Below are 16487 nucleotides of genomic sequence, written 5' to 3'. Positions count from 1 at the left end.
GCCTCTGGTGTGTTTACCGGAGCGGGGGTGCACAGCCCGTCATCTGCCCAGATCCACAATCCTCATACCGGTGATCTCCCCGTCGAATCCCCCGCGCGGGTGGACTTCCAGGCCCTGTTCCTGGAGCTGTCCCCGCGCCCCGCGATCCGGGTAGACACCCGTTCTGGCGACGGCACCTGGCTGCACTCCTACAAGAACCAGAAGCTGACAGAGCCCCGGACCGCTCCATACGGCCGCCCGTACGCGGTCTACCTCGCCGACGAGCTGAACCGCTTCCAGTGGCTCCTGTTCGACCTCGACTCCAAGCGTGGCGATACCGGGCCCGACCTCGCAACTCTGCTGCGCTGGCTGGATGAAGCAGGACTGAACCACGTGGTCGCTGCCTCTGGATCCGCCGGCGGACGGCACGTGTGGGTCACCGCCGCCACCCCGCTCGACGCGATCCTGGTCTCCGCCATCGCCGAGGCCGCCGCGAAGCGCCTGCCGACGACCCTGGACCGAGGCCTGCTCACCAACCCGCGCACCGGCGCGGCCCGCCCGATCGGAGCCCCCCACCGTGCCGGGGGCCGCAGCGAACTGCAGGCGCCCCTCGACGAGGAACGCGCTGCGGCCCTGCTGGCCCCTGCAACCTGCCGCAACCCCTCCGAGGCGTTCATGCGCCTGCTGCTCATCATCGACGCGGTCCCGGCCCCGCCGACCGTCCCCGTCCGGATCATCCGCGACCACCACGTCCAGGTCCTCGACGACGAACTGGGCCCCCGCCTCCCCGGCCCCACCAACCCGGTGCTGGACGACGAGACCTACGCCCTGCTCACCCGCCGCCCCCCCGAGGACCGCATCAGCGAGACCCTCGCCTCGCTCCTCGACCGCCTCGCACTGCGCCGCTGGACGTGGGCCATGGTCGAACGCCTGCTGGACGACCGCCGCCACCGCGAAGGCGGACTCCTCCACGCCTGCACCAGGGTGACCGGTCACGGCGTCCTGCGCGCCGTTCTGCCGGAACGTCAGGCCCGCGAGAAACTGGCCCGCCAGTGGGCCCGATGCGTCGCGTACGCGGCCACCCTGCCCCTTACCGAGGACGCGCTGGAGTGGACCGAGACCATCGGCGACGTCATCGACTTGGTCGAGCAGGTTCAAGCGGCCGCTGACGCCTGCCCCGAGCGCTGGGCCACCGACGCCGGCCCCGCCGACCGGGCCGCCCTGGACCTGCGATGCCTACTCGCACTCCGTGCCGGCACCACCGTGCTCGACCTCGACGTCCGCCGCGCGGCCCTCGCCACCGGCACCGGCCGCTCCACCCAGCACCGCGCCCAGCACCGCCTCACCCTCGACGGCTGGCTCGCCCCCCACGACTCCGACGGCCCCGCCGGAACCCACGAACTCCTCCCGATCACCCCCGCCCACCCCGCATTTTCCCTGTCTGCACAGGGTGGGACACAAGGAACCCCGCCCCCCAAGGGGGACAGGCGGGCCACCCTGGTCGCACGTCTCCAGGAGCGTCTCACCGCAGGTCAGAACGACGTCTTCAGCTACGGCCGACCCACAGCCACCCACGCCGGAGGCCTAGGCCACCACGCCGGCAGGATCTTCCAGCAGCTGATCGACCACGCCGACCGCCCCCTGAGCGTGGCTCAGATCTGCCAGCTCACCGGATACCAACCCCGCACTGCCGTGAAGCACCTCCGCAGGATGCGGGACCTGATGATCGCCACCCGCGCGGTCATGACGGTCCACCACGAATGCCCTACCTGCCAAGCCACACCTGGAGAACGCTGCCGTGCTGCCGACGGGGCCGTCCTGCGCCGCCGTGGAGCCGATCAGCACGCTGCCCGCCAGGCACTCGCCGCGGACCGCTCCGGCACCCCGCACTACAGGTCCCGCCCCGGCTCTCTCACGGCCGCCGCCAAGGCCCTGGGCAGCCACGGGCGCCTCGCTTCCCGTGCCCGCCGGTACGCCGTCGAGATCGAGCTGTACCGCTGGTGGCAGCAAGAGGAGGCATGGATGAGGTCCCCGAAGGCCGGCATCCGTACAGGAGTCCAGACACACGCCGAACAGACCGATCTGGTCCTCACCACCCTCCCCCAGCAACCCCGCCGCCGATACCCCCGCACGGTCGACCGCCGGGGCGACCACGCAGCCGCCCGAGCCCGCATCGAGCGCCGCATCGCAACCGCCTGACCCCCCTGCGCAGCGGCCTTTCGGCTTGCGCCCCTCACGGCATCGCTGCCTCAGGGCTTGTTATCGCGCGATCTCTTGAGGGCAGTGCTGCGAGCGGCAGGCCAGAGCGACAAGCGCCTCCGGCGGGCCCGCTCTCCGAGGGGGCGGGGGAGCAATCGCGGCCGCCGGCCGGTGGGCGATGAGGTCAGGGTGGGGCGCGGAGCACTCCCTCGCCGGATGGGCCCCAGAGGGTGCCACGAACCCCGGGGGCCCTCCAAGGACGCCTCCGGCGCCCGCAAGCGGGTCGCGCAAGCGCGATCCTTTCCGCACCCCCGAGAACCGCGGCAGCGCTGCGCGCGCCCAACCGACGAGGGAGCACCCCGCTCAGGTCCGACGTACGGCGCGGGGCCGCCGGACAGCGTCTCCCCCCGGGACGCCACCGTCTCCCGCCCCGGGCCCGAACGCGCCAGCCACACATCCCATCCAGCCAGTTCACGCAAGTGCGTACCTTTGGTACGCACTGATGGGTACCATTGGTACATGCCCGCAGTTGAATACGACTCCCCCATCCGCAAGGTCCGCGACCAGCTCGCCGCCGTTGTGGACCGCGCCAAGGACGACGGCGCCATCACCTACGTCACCCGCCAAGGCGAGCGCGTCGCCGCCCTTGTCCCCCTGCCCGTCGCCGAGCGCGGTGTACGGCCCCCGGCCCAGGCATCGGTCGACTCGCGCGGGCGCCTGCTCCGGCCGTCCCCGTCCGCACCCGGCGGTCGCTTCGCCCCCGCCCCCGACAGCGGCGGCCTGGAGCCCTCCCCCGAGGAACTCCAGTGGACGCGCGCCGGCCTGGAGGGAATCCACGCGCACCTCACCACGGTCATCACCGGGGCCGCCGCCCTGCTCGGTGTTGTCGGCCAGGCCCTCGCCGCCACCAGCGACCGCCACATGGGCACCGTCGCGGAACTGCTCGACTCCCTCGACTCCCTCGACGACCGGTTCGCCGCCCAGGAAAACGCGCTCGAAGCCGCCCGCGAGGTGTTCCACGAGCTGGTCTCCCCCGACGACGCCCTGTGTGTCACCTGCCGCCAGCCGATCAGTCACTTCTACGGCCACGAGGGATTCCAGCACCACCGCCAGGTCCCCAACCCGCTGCTCGGCGGCACCAGCACCAAGGCGGAGATCTACGACCCCGAGGACGGACACGAGCCCCGGCCCACCTACGTCCCCCGCAACCGCCCCGGCATCACCGACGGCCGCATCGAGCACCCGAGCAGCCTGCCTCGCACCACCACCGATGAGGAGAAGTAACCAGTGACCACCACCGAGCCCCAGCCCGTCCGCACCGCCCAGCCGACCCCCGCCGACACGGCCGCCACGATGATCCGTACCGAACTCGCCCGCAGCGACGGCAAGGCGAGCCTGTTACTGGCCCTGACCGGCGCCGCCATCGCCGCCATCGTGTCCGCTGCCAAGGACCTCCAGATCCCCGGCCCCGCCCTCGCCGTCGGCGCGATCGGCGTGGCCGCGCTCTTCACCGCGACCGTCCTGCTGCTCCTGGCCGTCCGCCCCAGCCTCGGAGGGAGCGGCTGGCCCACCTGGAACCGACTCCCCGCCGACGAACTGCGTGCCCGCCTCACCAGCGGACACACCACCGACGAGATCCAGGTCCTAGTGACCATCGCCCGCGCCAAATTCCGCCGCATCCAGCACGCCGTCCACGCCGTGCTGGTCGCAGTCCCGACCCTCGCCCTCGCCGCCATCCTCACCGCCGCGCTCTGACCCGATCACCGACGCATCCGAGAACGAGGAGGTGCACCCATGAACATCCGCCAGCTGTTCCGCCGCCGCCCGCACGCCGCCGCCACGCGAACCGTCCACTACACCACCGACACCATCACCCTGACCGTCACCGAGGACCTGAAGGTGTTGCGCGCCGACGGCAGCACCTGGGACCCGTGCATGGGCGACCACAAATGCCGGACCACGGCACAGCTGCTGAACTGCCTGGTGTGGGAGAGCATCGCCTCCATCCCGCCCGCAGACCTGCAGGGCCTATGGGTCAAGCCGGCCTGCATCGTCCTGCCCGGCCTCCAGCCCGTCCTGGCCAGCCTCTACGGACCAGACGACGAATTCCCCAACGGGCGCACGCTCGACGAGACCGGCCAGCCCCTCTGCTGGCGCACGGTCGCCGAAACTGCCGGCGCCTCCGCCCACGACGCAAGCGAGTTCATCGACTGCCCCTCCTGCCAGCACCGGCGGAGCCGAGCACGGAACACCTCCCGACGTGGGCGCTGACCCAGTCCATACCGGTAGGGCTGCACCCTGACGCCCAGTCCGAGCGCAGGGTACAGCCCGCAATAGCCAATGAGGAGGGCCCAGACATGACCACCACGCCACCCCGCCGGACCGGCGCCGGAGCCAGCGCCCGCCAAGTCGACGAGGCGGGCCGCGCCGCCGAACGGACCGCCCAGCACCGCAGAGCCAAGCTCTTACTGCCCGTCGCCGCAGCCGTCGCCGCCTTAGTCGGATACGCCGCCACCGCGGTCACCACGTGGCCGGTCGGCCTGCTCCTCGCCGTGGGCATCGTGGCGTACGCCGCACAGAAGAACTACCGGCGCACGGCGACCAGCTGGGCCAAGGGCGCAGCCGGCGAGGAGGCAACCGCCCGCTTACTCGCTCCCCTTGCCCGGCGCGGCTACGCCGTACTGCACGACCGGGCCGTCCCCCTGTCGAAGGCGAACATCGACCACCTGGTCGCCGGAGTGTTCGGCGTGGCCCTGGTCGACAGCAAGAACTGGCGATCGAAGAAGTCCCGCCTCACCATCACCGGCGGGCTGCTGCGCTACGGCCGGTACGACCAGACCAAGGCGCTGGAGACCGTGGTGTGGGAAGCGCAGCAGGCCGCGAGGGCGCTGGGGGTACCGGTCCGTCCGATTCTCGCCGTGCACGGGGCGAGGGTTCCCGCGCCGCGCGGGCGCACCGAGTTGCACGGCGTCACCGTGATCGAGGCCAAGAGGCTGCGTGGGATGCTGGAGGGGCTGACCCCGCAGCCCGGATGGGACGCAGCCCGGGTCACCGCCGTCGAGCAGCTGATCGAACAGAGGCTTCCCCCCGCCTGAACCGAGCAGCTTCCCCCGGCCCCCGTCGCAGTCGCACGGGGGCCGTTCTTATGTGCGCGGCCCGCGTCGCACGGGATCCGTCACGGCTCACCGTGTATGCCGGAACACGCGAGGTCACGCGGAGTCCAGCAGGACGTCATCCCCGCCGAGGTCGAGGAGCACCGCCAAGTCCTCGCCGGCCGCCCAGCGCTGCAGCATCGAGCGGTCGACGAGCCGGACGTCGGTCCGGGCCGCCCACAGGACCCGTTCCCGGGCGAACGCCCCGGAACTGACGACCAGGTACAGCACGGGCGGTTCGTCGGCCGCCTCTTTCGCTCCCGGGGCCGCGCTGACCGACCGCAGGGCCGCCGCACTGCGCGGACCGTCCTGCCCGGCCCTTTCCAACCCCCGTTCGAAGGCAACACCGAGCCGCTGGCCGCCGGGGCGTTGGCCCACGAGGTGCACCACGCCCGCGTCGTTGACCCGCACGCCGCGTACGCCCACCCAGCCATCACGGACCAGGAGCCGCCCGACGATGCGGCGGAAGGTCCGATCGTCGGCCGCGTCGACCTGGTCGAGCGTGAAGCGCACCGCCCGCCGACGCTTGCGGACAAGAGCCGCCCGACGCCGGAGCACCGTGGCCCGCACCGCGTACACGAGCCCCGCCGCAGCTACCAGCGCAGCCCACCACCCCACACGGACCCACAACCAGACCAGGCCGTACAGGGGCAATCCGACCGCAATGCCGAGTGCGGCGAACGCGGGCGCGACCTCCCACCACTCCGGCCCGCACTCCCCTCGCAGGCGCAGCCGCAGTTCCTCCTGACGCCGATGTGCGCGTCGTGTCCCCTCTGGAGACCGGCGCAGCGACCACACGTCGCTCACCCCCACCCCCCCCGTGCCTGCCGATGACGACCCATGTCATATCTGCCCGCCCGGGTGCCCGTACAGCTACGACACCGCAGACCAGACACCAGACCGGCCCGGCTCCCCGAAGCGGAGCTAATAACAAGCCCTTGGGCGCCGCCGGTCACCCAAATTTGGGTGACCCGACCAGGCCCCGACATGCGGCCAATTTGGGTAACTCAGTTTTCAGTGAAGATTCGGTAACTAGGTTGTCGTCATGGGAAGTGACGACTACTACGACGACGCGTTTGCAGACGACATGGCCCGCGTCCGCGAACCTGCCTGGACCGACCCCGACCCGAAGCAGGCCGCGCAGATCCGCACCCAGGTCGCCAGCCTCGCCACCGAGATGGCCGACCAGCTCTCCACCCGCGTCCGGGCGTTGCCTGCCAGCGCTCCCGAGGACGCGCACCTGGTGGTGCGCGACGCCGGTGACTGGGTCCTCGCCCGGATGCGGGCGCTTCGCGAGATCAGGACGGCAGCCGAAGCGATGGCCGACGAGAGCGCCGGCGCCGCCGGAATCCGGGGCGCGGGCTACCCGCAGCTGGGAGACGCGTGGGCGATCACCCGGCAAGGCGCTCGCAAGAAATGGCCGCAGGCCGTCAGTGCGATGTCGCCGCCGCCAGCGGGCCAGGAAGTCCGGACCACGATCGAGGCGTTCGGCGGCACCGCCGATCTTTCCTGGCACGCCGACGAGGGCGGCTGGTGGTGGAGCGGCACAGCAGCCGACGGCACCGCAGGCAACGCCGGGGACTACGAGGGATCCACCTTCGACACCCGCGAGGAGGCCGCCGCACGCGCGGGCGCCTTCCTCCAGCAGCACAGCGTCCCCACCACGAACGGAGACACGAAGTAATGGTCGTCCTGGGCGCCCTGCTCGGCGCAGCTGCGACCATGCTCGGCTTAGCCGTCCCCCACCGGTACGCCGGCCCCGGGTCGCCGGCCCCGCAGGGCGAGTGCAACCCCGACCACGGGGACACCACGGTGACACTCACGTACAGCGATCGTCAGCCGGTGAGGGTGAACCTGCGGCCACGGGCCCGATTGGTGAGGGCAGACCCTGACACCGTCCCCACCACGAGCCGCCCCCTTCCCACCGGACTGGTGAGGTGGTGAGCGTGGCGTACTCACCAGGCCATGAGGAACGGCAGGCTCACCGCCCCGACGCTCACCAGCTATCTGGTGAGCGTTCCCACCCGGCCCTGCTCGGATCTGGTGACGAAGTCGCTTTGTCGTCACCAGCCAGGGTGGGGTGGGAACGGCTGCTGGCCGATGGTGAGACCGTCGCCCGCTACTGGAGCCACGTTCTGCGGCGCGGCCCGGATGACTGCTGGTGGTGGACGGGCGGACTGACCGACACCGCCCACGGCACGTACCGCGCTGGGTCGCACACCACCAGCACGAGCAGGGTCGTCCCCGCCCACCTGTTCGGCTACCGGCTCGCCCACGACTCGATCCCCGTCGGGTACGTCGTCCGCCACACCTGTGACGAGCCGCCGTGCCAACAGCCTCGCCACTGGATACTCGGCACCCGGGGCGACAACAACCGCGACGCCGCGGCTCGGCGACGGTTGGCCGGGCACGCGTTGGCCGACGTGCGCGGCGCGGCGGGGCGGGCGCGGGCGGTCCAGGCCGCCATCGCCGCAGCCGAGGGGCCGGAGCAGATTGAGGCCGCCATCGCCGCCGCGCTCGCCGCGGGCAATCCCAGCGGAGCCCTGCAGGCCCCGCTCTTCTGACCGACCGCTCACCGCCGGCCCTGGACCGATGTCCGGGGCCGGCCGCGTGCGGGGAGGGTGGGGAGCGAGGCTCACCGGTGACGAATTCGCGCGTCGCGCACCTGCTCCCCACTCACCAGACGGAGGCCCGCGCACTCCGCGCCGTGGCGGTGAGCGTCACCACCCTCCACCGCCGCGACTCCTCCGCGGGCTGGTGATGCTCACCGGCCCGCAGCCCGTCCGCGCCGCCCCGCGCGCGTCGCCACTCACCACCGCGCGATCCGCCGAGGATCACCACCAGGTGGGGAGAAGACCGGGGGCTGGTGACCGGGTCGCCCTCACCGGAGTGGTGAGCCGTCACCGCGACCGTGCCCGCTGCGGCGCGGTCGGCGCGCCGGGTACGTCACGCTCCGTCGACCGACAGACCCGTGGGGCGGTGAGCAGCCCCGGCCGGCGCGCTCGCGCAGAGGCCGGGCCGGGTGGGTTCGGTGCGGGATCCACCCTCGCGTTCGACCCCTGGTAACAGTCGACCCCCGTGCGGAGGTCCGCACGGGGGTCGACGATGTCGGGCCCGACCGTAGCGCACGAGTGCAGCCAGTGGCCAGCACGCCCGCGGCTTGTGGTCCTGAGGAGGCTGCGCCCCCTCAAACTCCCCGCCCGTGCGGCCTTCCGCGCCGCCCCGTTCCGGCGACGACAGCCCGGTGGAGACCCCCGCAGCGCGCCCCGAGTAGCGGGCGCAGACGCCAGCCGCCAAGCCGCATATTTCGGAACAACTCGCGCGCCACGCCAAGCCCGCCACAGCAGGCCGGAGGCCCATCAGCAGGAGCCTGGACAGCCCCATTCCCACCGTTGGACGACCCCTTTGCCCCCCGCAGGACGAGCTAATCGGAGCCCCCATCCTTCCTTGATCAACCAGACCGAATGCAGAACGTAAAACTAGATGCACAGACCACAAGCCCTCACACCTATGCATCACGATCCTATGGGTGTTAATGATCTTGAAAATCCCCTACTCTGAGTCGCGATGCTTTCAATCTCCGCAGGTTCAGACCCCGCCTACCTCACGCGTGAGGTAGCGGCTGGTGCTGAGCACTACTACGCCCGGAGCGTGGACCTGCAGGGGGAGCCGCCCGGCTACTGGCTCGGAGAGGGTGCGGCCGAGTTGGGGCTGACCGGAACGGTCGACAACGAGGTCTTCACGGACCTCTACAAGGACTGGATCGACCCCCGGAAGCGCGACGAGATGCTGGAGCGTCTCGCGGCGATCCCGCACGAGGAGGGCACGCCGGAGTACGCACAGGCCGAGAAGGCGATCCGTAAGGACGCCCGGCTGGGGAACGCCCCGAAGAACTACGAGAAGAGCTTCCAGCGGCGGTTCGAGGCCGCGCTGAGCGAGGCCCAGGCGAAGACGCCGGGGGTCGAGTTGACCCCGGAGCGGGTCAAGGCCATCGAGCTGGACACCCGGAAGCACTCACCGTCAGCGACGCTGTACTACGACGCCACCTTCAGCGCGCCGAAGAGCTGGAGCGTCTATCACGCGAGCCTGCAGGTGAAGGCCGCCGAGTGCCGCAAGGCCGGTGACCTGGAAGGCGCCGAGCGGTACGCCGCGAAGGCGGACCGGGTCTGGGACGCCTGGAAGGTCGGCGTCAAGGCCGGTCTGGAGCAGATGCAGGACGAGGCCGGCTACACCCGGCTGGGCCACCACGGGAAGAAGGTCGAGGGCCGTTCCACTGGCCGCTACGTCAAGGGCGAGGGGTTCATCGTCGCCGCCTGGGCGCAGCACACGAGTCGGGACGACGACCCTCAGCTCCACGTTCACGCCACGATCCTGAACAAGATCAAGGTCGTTGAGATCGACCCGGTGACCGGCGAGGAGCGCGTGACCTGGGGATCGGTCGATGGGCACGGCCTGTGGGTTCACAAGCAGGCCGTGGGCCACCTCGCCGAGCGGATCGCGGAGCAGGAGCTGGAGCGTACGGAGGGCGTGCGGTTCGCGACCCGTCCGGACGGCAAGGCCCGCGAGATCGTCGGCATCGACCAGGACTTGCGCGACGGGTTCTCCTCGCGTCGCGTCGCCATCAAGGCCGAGGTCGCCGAGGTCGCGAAGGCGTACGAGGAGCGGTACGGCACGGCCCCCTCCCCGTACGTGCTGGCCCGGATGTCCGAGGACGTCACCCTGCAGCAGCGCCAGGCGAAGAAGCACGACGCCGTCACCCGTGAGCAGCTGCTCGATCGGTGGGAGGCGTTCAGCCAGGAGCGGTTCCGCGACTCGCTGGCCAACGTCCCCGACCAGGTCGAGCACGAGTCCGCGCTGCACGACCTGCACCGCCCGTACAAGGAGTTCGACCCCGAGCGCATCCAGCAGCGCGCCATCGCCGCCGTCCAGGAGCAGAAGGCGACGTGGCGACGGGCAGACCTGATCGTCGAGCTGAACCGGCAGCTGCCGGACACGCTGGGCGGGATGGAGGCCCACGAGGTCCGCGACCTGCTCAACCGGCTTGCCGACGAGGCCCTGGACCCGACCAGCGACAACGGCGTGGTCTGCGCGACCGCGCCGCACCTGGTCGAGATCCCCGTCGAGCTGCAGCGCGCTGACGGCTCCTTCGTCTATGAGCCGGCCGACAACAACGTGAACCGGTACGCGACCGAACGGCACATCGCGACCGAGGAGCGGATGCGTACCTTCGCAGGCGAGCGCGGCGGCCCCACGGTCCCCAGCGAGCTGGTCGAGGAAGTCATCGCCCGCCGCGGCCTCAAGGGCAAGCAGGCTGACTTCGTCCGCAGCGCGGCGACGTCCGGCCGCAAGCTCGACCTGCTGATCGGCCCGGCCGGCGCGGGCAAGTCCTACACACTCGCCGCGCTCACCGAGGTGTGGGAGTCGCACGAAGGCCGCCAGGTCATCGGTCTGGCCAGCGGTGAGCGCGCCGCCCAGGTCCTCGCCGACGAGGGCCTGACCAACGTCGCCAACATCTCCATGCTGCTCAAGAAGCACGACGACATGGCCGCCGGGAAGAACGTGCCCGACGCGGACAGGTACCGCATCGCTCCCGGCACCCTGGTCATCGTCGACGAGGCGGGCATGACCAACACCCCGGACCTCGACCGCGTCCGTGCCCTGGTCGAGTCGTACGGCGCCAAGATGATCGGCTCCGGTGACCACCACCAGCTCACGGCCGTCGGCGCAGGCGGGATGTTCGGCCAGCTCGCCGAGGAGATGCCCGGAGTCCACACGCTCGAAGAGGTCCGCCGCTTCCGCGACGTCGACCCCGTCACCGGGGAGACGAAGGTCCGCGAGTGGGAGGCCAAGGCGTCGCTGCAGCTGCGCGAGGGTGACAGCGAGGCGCTGGCCCAGTACGAGCTGCACGCCCGGTTCCGGGGCGGCAGCGCCGAAGAGATGACGGAGCGCGCGTACCAGGAATGGATCAAGGACCAGCTGGCCGGGCGCAACCCGCTGCTGGTCGCGCCGGACAACGAGACGGCCGCCGAACTCTCCGCCCGCGCCCGCGCCGACCTGGTCCGTGCTGGCAAGGTCGACGAGGACGGTGTCGTACTGCGCACCGGGCAGCAGTACGGCGTCGAGACCAAGGCCGGCCGCGGCGACATCATCCAGATGCGCCGCAACGACCGGAAGATCGGGGGCGAGAACGGGCAGTTCGCAACCAATCGGCTGACCGCCACGGTCACCGGGATCAGCGACAGCGGCTCCCTGATGGTGCAGCTGGATGACGGCTCCCGGATGCACCTTCCCGCGGCCTACGTCCAGACCCACGTCGAGCTGGCCTACGCCAGCACCGTGCACGGCGCGCAGGGCCGCACGGTCGGGCCCTGCCACTCCCTGGTCGACGAGCAGACCACGCGCGAGGCTCTGTACGTCGGTCTCACCCGAGGCCAGGACGGGAACTGGGCCTACGTCATCACCCACCGGGACGGCCAGGGGGGCAAGGAGGAAGACGTTCCCCACTACCTCTCGGTCCTTGATCAGACGCTGCAGCGCTCCGGGACGCAGCAGACCGCCACCCAGGCCATCGCGGGCGAGCTGGAGCGCCGCGAGCACCTCGCCGCCATCCAGCCGGCGTGGGCCGGGGTCAAGGACCAGCACGCCGAGACGCGGTACGGCAAGGCCCTGCTCGACGCGCTGGGCCCGGAGGACTACGCCCGCGTCAGCACCGGTGAGGCGTACGGCTCCCTGATGAGGCTGGCCCGCACCGTCGAGGAGCGCGGTTTCGACGCCGAGGACCTGCTGGTGCGCACCGCCCGGTCGCGTGAGCTGGAGAGCGCCGACGACGCAAGCAAGGCCATGCACTACCGCCTCAAGCAGGCGCTTCACCTGGTCGAGCGCGACGAGATCCACGCGGAGAAGGCCGAGCAGCGTGAAGCGCTCGCCGCCCAGGAGCAGACGGTCGACGCCGCCATCGAGACCGGCCAGACGACCGCCAGCCCGGAGGAGTTGAAGCAGCTGATCGACGCGGCGGACGAGGCCGCCCGAGTGCACCCGCACCAGGACCACCTTCTGCAGCAGACCCTCGCCACCCAGATGGGGACCGAGGTGCTGGGCGCCGCAGCCGACGAGGAGATTCGCCAGCAGCAGGAGACCGCCGTCATTGAGGCCGCGACCGTGGAGCCCGTCGACCAGGACCAGCTGCAGCAGCTGCTCGACACCCGCGCGCCCGCACAGGACCAGGACCAGCTCAACATGGAGCTGCTGATGCGCCAGTCCTTCGCCTTCCAGGTCGAGGCCGACGTCCTGCACGCGGGACAGGACAACGAGGTCAAGCAGCGCCAGGCCGCCGAGCGGGAGGCGCAGATGGAGGCCATGGACTCCTACCGTGCCCGCACGCCGGAGATCGACGGCAACCTGGGCCGGTTCATGGGCGAGTGGGCCGAGTTGATGGACCAGCGCACCGTGCAGCTGGGCCAGCGTGTTGCCGAGCAGCAGCCGACATGGGCGATCGAGCGTCTGGGCCCGGTGCCCGAGGACCCGACCGAGCGCGCCGGCTGGGAGCTGCGCGCCGGCCGCGTCGAGCGGTACCGCGAGGCCCACTCCTTCGACAAGGAATCCGACGCCATCGGCCAGGCCCCGCCAGCCGGCGCTGTCGAGGCGCGCGCGGACTGGGAACGGGCCCGCCGCGCCCTCGGTGTGCCGGAGGAGCTGGCCGACATCTCCCGTGCGAGCGAGGAGAACCTGCGCCAGTCGATCGAGCGCGCCGAGCGCGAGGAGGAGTGGGCGCCGCCGTACGTCGCCGACGACATGCAGCGGTCGTTCAAGGCCGAGCGTGACTACGAGACCCAGGCCGTGCAGATGGAGCTGCGCGCCCAGGAGATGGCGGACAAGGAGGTCGCCGAGCACGAGGAGCGCATCAACAAGGCCTTGGAAGAGGTCTCGAAGGCGACCGGCCACAACGAGCACCAGCAGGCAGTTGCCCAGGCGATGGCGCTGCAGCAGGTCCCCACGCTCCAGGCGGACATCGAGCCCGGCGAGCTGGTGCGCGACACCCTCGACCGAGCCGAGACCAGCCGGAACATCGCGGAGACGATGGGCGACCGGGCACGTCAGTACCAGCAGGTTCACGAGACCCGCGAGAAGTGGTTCGCCGAGACGCAGCAGGTTCGCGAAGAGGCCGACTACGCCCGGATCGAGCTGGAGCGCCGCAACCCCGGCCTGGAACCGGAGACCGCAGAGACGGAGCCGGAATCGGCCCCCGCAGCCGTGCTGACCCCGCAGCCGTCCGTCGAGGAGCAGCTGCTGGCCGCGATGGAGCAGGTCCGCCAAGCGCAGCAGGTCCTCGAACAACGTGCCCGGGAGCGGGAGGAGGAAGCTCAGCGCGGGCGCGAGGCCCAGCCGAAGACCGAGGAGGTCGACCGCGAGCGCCGCGACGCAGGCATGCGCTTCGAAGATGAGTACGAGCGCCTGGGTCGCGAGATGGCCCGGATCGACTACGGCCAGGAACACGGTGTTGAGTCCGTGGGAGGCGTTCCGGCCGCACCGGAGCCGGAGCCCGCACCGGCTCCCGAGCCGCCCGCGCAGCCTGTTCCGGACATCGACATCGAGATCTAGGGCCACGGGACAGCGGTTGACCCGCCCGCTGTCCCGCCCCATTCCCCTGGTTCCGTGTCACACAGGGCCGCTACCTTGACGGACATGGCCGAGACATCGTGGTGGAACCGGGGCGGCCCGCAGCCGCCGGCCCAGCCGACCCAGGCGCCCGCGGCGCAGAACCTGCCGCCGCGCGTAGTGCGCTCGCGGGGCGAGCTGGAAAGGCTCCGCGACGACGCGCTGGCCTCTCAGGCGCTGCCGCCGGGCGACGCACGGATGATCTGGGTCTCGCCCGACGGTGTCGCCAGTGCACTGGAGGCCATCATCCACACCAGCCGGTGGCTGCTCGGTGAACGGGAATGGGCCCCTATCTCCCGGGAGCTGTACCACTATCCCGACCTGCCCGTGTTCCAGATCCGGACGCACGCCGAGGACGCGATCTTCGGCTACAAGTGGACCGACACCTCCGAGTGGTACGCCGGCGGCGTGAAGCGCACCGTGCAGTGGGCAACATCGACCGACGAGGAACGCCCCATCTTCGAGTGAGCATGGTTGCGGCAGCGCTCCGGACCTCTTCTCAAGCTGCGGCTTTGCCTACCAGGATGGTGTTGCGGACCGGAAGCTGGAGTCCGTGATGTGTTGTTCTCCGCTGTGCCCATAGGCTCGCGGCATGCTCATCGCGAACATGTCGCCCCGCACCATGGCCAAGACCACAGACACCGGGTGGCTATCGCATGCCCTGGTGGAGGATGAAGAAGGCTACGAGGTCGTCGGGTACGACGCCGACCACAGCAAGCAGTTCTGGGCCTGGAGCCAGCCGGAGAAGGGCAACTTCGTCTTTCCCGTGCACGCGATGGCCGACGCCAAGTTCCACACGAAGGTCGTGCCCCCGACGGGGAAGACCATCGCGATGGTGGACTGCGGACACAGCGAGAACCACCCCTTCGTCGCTGACTCAGTCCTCCGCGTCGCCGACCTGGTGATCCTGCACATGTCGCCGACCTCCGGCGACTGGGAGCGCATCGTCGAGCCGGAGACCGCGAAGCCGTTCAAGGACATCCTGGCGAGCAGCGCCCCGTTGCGGGCCTCCGGTAGGAAGCCCGAGACGTGGGTGCTGCTCAACAGGACCGTGGCGAACGCCACCTCGACCGGCTACTACCGCGACGAGATGATCCAGGAGGGATACCAGGTGTTCTCCACGGTCATCCCGCGCAGCGAGCGTTTCGGCGACTCCATCGGCGCACCGGTGGAAGGCGCTGCCAAGACGGCGTTCGGCGCGCTCGTGACGGAGATGAAGATGCGCGGGCTGCTGCCCGTCGGTAACCAGGAGGTCAGCCGGTGAGTCCCACCCGGCAGGAGATTCGAGACCAGCGTGCCGCTGCGGCAAAGGCACGCCGAGAGTCCGAGGAAGCCCAGGCGGAGGCGAGCGCCCCCTCCGGGGCGGCCCTCCCGGCCCCGGCTGGGGAGCGCGACCCGCTCGTGCCGGCCGTCGCGCTGGAGCCGTACCGCCCCCAGGCATTCACCCCGGACCTGATTCCCGAGCCCGTCGAGGTCGAGGCCGACGGCGAGCTGACGGCCCAGGAAGCAGACGACCTCGGATACTGCGAAGCCGCATTCGCCAACGGCAACCGGGCCGAGTGGATGAAGTGGAAGGCCGCCCACGCGATCCGCTCCCGCCGCCTGCACCGTCAAGGTGGACGGACGTGGTCCGACTACTGCCAGGACCAGCTCGGCGAGTCAGAGTCGGAGGTCAACCGCCGCATCCAGCAGTGGCCCGTCCTGAAGGCCATCACCGAACAGCAGGACCGGCCCCGCGTGATCCCCGACTCACACGTTCACCGGCTCCTGCCGATGGTCGAACAACACGGCCAGGACGTGACCGCGCGCGCGTACGTCGCACTGCGGGTGTGGGCCGCCGAGCAATCCCATCGGGTCACGGCCGAGGTGGTCGACGGCCTGGTCGCGCTGGCGCAGGCATCCGAGCCACTGGCGCTTACCACCACAGTGACCTTCCAGACCGTGATCGAGGCGAAGCCGAAGTCGAAGGCAGCGCGCTCCAGGAAGAAGGAGGCAGCCCCCGCCCCCGCAGGGGCGGACCCGACAGGAACCGGGCCCGGCTCCCAGGAGCAGGGCAGTCCTCAGACCGGAGGTCACCCAAATTTGGGTGACTCGACAGGTGGAGCCCCGGCAGTCGGGCGCGTGGACGGCGCCGGTGAGACCGTAGTCGAGGCGGAGATCGTGGACGAGCAGACTCCGCACCGGGCGATCGAGATTCGTGACCTACTGCAGGGAATGCTGGCCGGGGTCGAGGCGGGTGCCCTGAACGACGCACCGGCCGAAACGCTGAAGGACATCAGTACCTCGGCGTTGGGCCTCGCCTACGCGGTCGACGAGATCCTCAAGCACCGATAGCAGACCCGGGTAGTGGGGGGGGGGGGGGGGGGGGGGGGGGGGGGGGGGGGCCGGCGCCGCCCCCCCCCCCCCCCCCCCCCCCCCCCCCCCGCGCCCCCCCGCGGGGCCCCCCCCCCCCCCCCCCCGGCCCCGGGCGGCCCCCCCCCCGGCCGGGGGGGGCCCGGCCCG

General features: G+C 71.0%; 12 protein-coding genes. 11 read left to right on the top strand and 1 reads right to left on the bottom strand.

Annotation, left to right across the window (positions count from 1 at the left end):
• Positions 1 to 99 precede the first annotated feature (99 nt).
• From ACZ50K_RS34235 to ACZ50K_RS34215, 5 genes are all read left to right on the top strand, one after another.
• Positions 100 to 2178, top strand: coding sequence for a bifunctional DNA primase/polymerase (locus ACZ50K_RS34235; protein WP_468910624.1), 2079 nt, complete (start codon positions 100 to 102; stop codon positions 2176 to 2178).
• Positions 2179 to 2697: 519 nt separating this feature from the next.
• Entirely contained in the window at positions 2698 to 3462 is a 765-nt protein-coding gene (locus ACZ50K_RS34230) for a hypothetical protein (RefSeq protein WP_468910621.1), read from the top strand.
• 3 nt (positions 3463 to 3465) lie between these two features.
• Positions 3466 to 3933 (top strand): Pycsar system effector family protein, encoded by a 468-nt coding sequence (locus ACZ50K_RS34225; protein ID WP_468910619.1) that lies wholly within the window; start codon positions 3466 to 3468, stop codon positions 3931 to 3933.
• 39 nt (positions 3934 to 3972) lie between these two features.
• Complete coding sequence (locus ACZ50K_RS34220) at positions 3973 to 4449, top strand: hypothetical protein (protein WP_468910617.1); 477 nt, start codon at positions 3973 to 3975, stop codon at positions 4447 to 4449.
• Between the two features lie 86 nt (positions 4450 to 4535).
• A complete protein-coding gene (locus ACZ50K_RS34215) occupies positions 4536 to 5273 on the top strand; it encodes a nuclease-related domain-containing protein (protein ID WP_468910614.1) in 738 nt (245 codons plus the stop codon).
• Between the two features lie 114 nt (positions 5274 to 5387).
• Here the strand turns inward: ACZ50K_RS34215 and ACZ50K_RS34210 are convergent, their stop codons facing one another.
• Complete coding sequence (locus tag ACZ50K_RS34210) at positions 5388 to 6137, bottom strand: hypothetical protein (protein ID WP_468910612.1); 750 nt, start codon at positions 6135 to 6137, stop codon at positions 5388 to 5390.
• Positions 6138 to 6375: 238 nt separating this feature from the next.
• On the opposite strand from ACZ50K_RS34210, the gene ACZ50K_RS34205 reads away from it, so the two are divergent.
• The 6 genes from ACZ50K_RS34205 to ACZ50K_RS34180 all read left to right on the top strand — a co-directional run bounded on the left by ACZ50K_RS34205 (position 6376) and on the right by ACZ50K_RS34180 (position 16319).
• Positions 6376 to 7014, top strand: coding sequence for a hypothetical protein (locus ACZ50K_RS34205; RefSeq protein ID WP_468910609.1), 639 nt, complete (start codon positions 6376 to 6378; stop codon positions 7012 to 7014).
• A gap of 391 nt (positions 7015 to 7405) precedes the next feature.
• Entirely contained in the window at positions 7406 to 7894 is a 489-nt protein-coding gene (locus ACZ50K_RS34200) for an HNH endonuclease (protein ID WP_468910606.1), read from the top strand.
• 1003 nt (positions 7895 to 8897) lie between these two features.
• A complete protein-coding gene (mobF, locus tag ACZ50K_RS34195; protein WP_468910603.1) occupies positions 8898 to 13928 on the top strand; it encodes a MobF family relaxase in 5031 nt (1676 codons plus the stop codon).
• Positions 13929 to 14012: 84 nt separating this feature from the next.
• A complete protein-coding gene (locus tag ACZ50K_RS34190; RefSeq protein ID WP_468910600.1) occupies positions 14013 to 14453 on the top strand; it encodes a hypothetical protein in 441 nt (146 codons plus the stop codon).
• A gap of 124 nt (positions 14454 to 14577) precedes the next feature.
• Entirely contained in the window at positions 14578 to 15249 is a 672-nt protein-coding gene (locus ACZ50K_RS34185) for a ParA family protein (protein WP_468910597.1), read from the top strand.
• A 137-nt stretch (positions 15250 to 15386) separates the two neighbouring features.
• Positions 15387 to 16319, top strand: a complete 933-nt coding sequence (locus tag ACZ50K_RS34180; protein WP_468910594.1) for a hypothetical protein — start codon at positions 15387 to 15389, stop codon at positions 16317 to 16319.
• Positions 16320 to 16487 lie beyond the last annotated feature (168 nt).

It is taken from the genome of Streptomyces sp. NPDC033845 (assembly GCF_055576225.1).
Note: the sequence above shows the minus strand (reverse complement) of the source record. Positions and strands in the feature narration are given on the sequence as shown.